The following is a 2,644-nucleotide window of genomic DNA, read 5'->3' on the forward strand; positions in this document are numbered from 1 at the left end:
TGCCTACAGATCCATCGATATTCGACGCTTGTAGCCGACTCTTCAACCCTGGTCACGGCTTTGCCTGCCAAGTATCTGTTCTGCATGAACGACGAGGGGCGGATTCCACGGAAACTGAACTACCTAGTCGCAGGCTGTTACCTGAAGCGTCACGGTAGCCGTCATGACATTTACGCGAATCCTGCGACCGGGAAGCAAGCGCCCGTCCCGCGCCATCCCGAGATACGGGAGAGTCTCTGCCGACTTATCCGTCGGCAGTTGGAGGTTCCTCAGCAATGAACAGGCCCAACTAGCGCGCAGCCCGCGCCTTGGAGCAGCCTTCGCTATCACACGGGCTGCTCCAAGGCGCGGGCTGCGCTGAACGTTATGCCCGTAAAGGAACGTAAACCGATTCGGAGAACGAGGTTTGAGCGAGTTCCTTGAGAAGGTGCGCGCACTGGTACACGCTGGCGACGTTCGGGTATCTGAACACGGATATGATGAGCCGGTCGAGGATGGGTTGACCGCGAGAGAAGTTTTGGGCGGCGTTGCGGATGCGGTGGTGGTTGAGGAGTACCCGAACTATCGGAAGGGACCATGCGTTCTGCTCCTGCAGAAGGATGGAGGCGGCGACCCAATTCATGTTGTTTGGGGAATACCAGAACACCACGATAGGCCAGTCGTTCTGGTCACTGCTTATCGTCCAGACCCTCAACGGTGGGACCATTCGTTCATGCGGAGGCGAAAGCGATGAATCAACGGAAAAAAACGAAGTATGTACACGAAGGTCAATACGTGGCCGAAGTAGAGGTCGAGCTAGTGGACGACGACACCGGATGGGTGCCCTATCTCAGCGTTTCAGATGCCTACAAGTTGGATGATGTGAAAACTGCCCTTCGCCAAGGCGATTTAGCGTCCGCGGCGAAGTATGGGAGCATCTATGAGCTTCGTCCGGTAGCTCATCAATAAGGGCATAACAATCGCATACACTCGGACAGCACAAAGCGCCGGTCCTTCGTCGCTCTGCTTTGTGCTGCCGGTGATGCGAAGCGTTGGGCGATGAAAACGAAAACGAACCGACCGCAGCATGCCTGAAATCTGCCGTTTCTATGGACTCATCATCAGGATGTTCCTCATAGACAAGGAGCATCCTCCTCGGCATGTCCACATCAAGTGCGGCGAACAGATGGCGGTGATGGAGTTGGAAAACCTGAACATCGTTGAAGGTCGCATTCCCAAGCGGTGCCGATAACTCGTCCGAGAATGGCCCGAGTCACACCAGCAAGAACTGATCGAGATGTGGGACACTCAGAACTTCCACCGCATCGAGCCGTTGGAGTAACAATGAAGCTGACCACGTTCGAACATCGCGTTGGGTTCAAGTTCGCGCTTACCTTTGAAAACGGTGACCGCGCTACGGTCGACCTGGAGCCGTTGATCGGCAACCATCTCTCGGTTGACGAGCTCGCATCAGCGGAGATCGATCCCGACTGGGGTTGCTTGCAGTTTCAAGGAGGGAGCGTCGATATCGAGCCAACAACCTTGTACCGGTATGCCATGCAGTCTCCAGCGGGGAGCACGGTACGCGCGCCAGAAGCCGCCCAACCAGCGCACCAGCCCGACCCCTTGCCGGCCGGCCGCCGCTGACGCGAGCGGCAGGCCGGCAAGCAGCGGGCTGTGTTCAACGTTGGGCGAGGAAACCCATCCTCTGGTCAAGTCACGTGAAACTCGACTGGGATTCAAGCAAAGCCGCTGCTAACCTTCATAAGCACGGCGTGTCGTTCCACGAGGCTGGCACGGTCTTCGGAGATCCAAAGGCTTTGACCTTCGATGATCCCGACCACTCCTTGGGGGAGGCGCGCTTCTTAACCTTCGGCGTATCCCGAGTGCACAGGTTCCTGATCGTCTCCTACACCCAGCGGGGCGATGTGACCAGAATCATCAGCGCTCGGAAGATGAGCCGCCAAGAGCGTGACATATATGAAAACGGATAACGCCCACGACGACGACGAAATGCGCCCTGAGTATCGACGCGAGGATCTCGGTACCGGTGTTCGAGGCAAGCACTACCAGGCATATATGGAGTCGAACAACCTCGTGCTCCTAAGGCCCGAAGTTGCTGAGGCATTCCCGACGGAGGAAGCCGTGAACGAGGCGTTGCTGTCGCTCATACGCATCGCCAAAGCATCAACACGCCCAAGAAGCGGCTCGACCTGACCGCCCGCGACAGTGCTGTCGCTACGCGAACGGCACCGCGGCGGGCGGCAGGCCAGCCTTGACGTGGCGAAAGTCGTGTCAGTAGGGCCCCAAGCTCGGCTGGCGGTGTCCGCCTTCAACAGCTGACATTTCTTTCGAGACGCTTAATAACGTCAGCCAGTGAGACCAATTCGATCCAATAGCACGGAACGCCGTGAAGATCTCAGAAATCCTGAAGCTGCTAAAAGAAGACGGTTAGAAGTGACACCATGCGCTACGCAGTCGTCATCGAGAAATCAGAAAGCAACTTCTCGGCATACGTGCCTGATTTACCTAGGTGTATAGCAACGGGCGCTACAATCGCGGAAGTAGAGTCGGAGATCCGGGAAGCAATCGCTTTCCAGTCAGACAAGGAGGTCTACCATCGAATTTGCCGTTTATTGAGCCCGCCCCGTTTCCCGCCCCGTTT

General features: G+C 56.9%; 8 protein-coding genes. All 8 read left to right on the forward strand.

Annotated elements, in window-relative coordinates:
- Nucleotides 1-84: 84 nt before the first annotated feature.
- A complete protein-coding gene (locus CKO31_RS25455) occupies nucleotides 85-279 on the forward strand; it encodes a type II toxin-antitoxin system HicA family toxin (RefSeq protein ID WP_200243531.1) in 195 nt (64 codons plus the stop codon).
- A gap of 148 nt (nucleotides 280-427) precedes the next feature.
- On the forward strand, nucleotides 428-733 hold the full coding sequence (locus tag CKO31_RS27805) for a DUF4258 domain-containing protein (RefSeq protein ID WP_369075152.1): 306 nt from the start codon (nucleotides 428-430) through the stop codon (nucleotides 731-733).
- The gene (locus tag CKO31_RS25465) at nucleotides 730-948 is read left to right on the forward strand and encodes a hypothetical protein (RefSeq protein WP_200243535.1); all 219 of its coding nucleotides are present in this window, start codon (nucleotides 730-732) and stop codon (nucleotides 946-948) included. Before CKO31_RS27805 ends, CKO31_RS25465 begins: the two co-directional genes overlap by 4 nt.
- 118 nt (nucleotides 949-1,066) lie before the next feature.
- Complete coding sequence (locus CKO31_RS27810; RefSeq protein WP_200243536.1) at nucleotides 1,067-1,231, forward strand: DUF4160 domain-containing protein; 165 nt, start codon at nucleotides 1,067-1,069, stop codon at nucleotides 1,229-1,231.
- A gap of 92 nt (nucleotides 1,232-1,323) precedes the next feature.
- Entirely contained in the window at nucleotides 1,324-1,626 is a 303-nt protein-coding gene (locus tag CKO31_RS25475; RefSeq protein WP_200243537.1) for a DUF2442 domain-containing protein, read from the forward strand.
- A 74-nt stretch (nucleotides 1,627-1,700) separates the two neighbouring features.
- Nucleotides 1,701-1,973 carry a BrnT family toxin gene (locus CKO31_RS25480; protein WP_200243542.1) on the forward strand — a complete coding sequence of 91 codons (273 nt, stop codon included), beginning with the start codon at nucleotides 1,701-1,703 and terminating at the stop codon, nucleotides 1,971-1,973.
- Nucleotides 1,960-2,196, forward strand: coding sequence for a hypothetical protein (locus tag CKO31_RS25485; RefSeq protein ID WP_242475689.1), 237 nt, complete (start codon nucleotides 1,960-1,962; stop codon nucleotides 2,194-2,196). The genes CKO31_RS25480 and CKO31_RS25485 overlap by 14 nt, the downstream gene beginning before the upstream one ends.
- Before the next feature lie 248 nt (nucleotides 2,197-2,444).
- Nucleotides 2,445-2,644, forward strand: a 200-nt coding sequence (locus CKO31_RS25490) for a type II toxin-antitoxin system HicB family antitoxin (RefSeq protein WP_242475690.1), incomplete at its 3' end; no start/stop codon positions are given.

The organism is Thiohalocapsa halophila (genome assembly GCF_016583825.1).
Taxonomy (GTDB): Bacteria; Pseudomonadota; Gammaproteobacteria; order Chromatiales; family Chromatiaceae; genus Thiohalocapsa; species Thiohalocapsa halophila.

Coding starts and splice junctions, on each gene's coding strand:
- CKO31_RS25455 (WP_200243531.1), top strand. CDS start 85: ATGAACGACGAGGGGCGGATTCCACGGAAACTGAACTACCTAGTCGCA.
- CKO31_RS25465 (WP_200243535.1), top strand. CDS start 730: ATGAATCAACGGAAAAAAACGAAGTATGTACACGAAGGTCAATACGTG.
- CKO31_RS27810 (WP_200243536.1), top strand. CDS start 1,067: ATGCCTGAAATCTGCCGTTTCTATGGACTCATCATCAGGATGTTCCTC.
- CKO31_RS25475 (WP_200243537.1), top strand. CDS start 1,324: ATGAAGCTGACCACGTTCGAACATCGCGTTGGGTTCAAGTTCGCGCTT.
- CKO31_RS25485 (WP_242475689.1), top strand. CDS start 1,960: ATGAAAACGGATAACGCCCACGACGACGACGAAATGCGCCCTGAGTAT.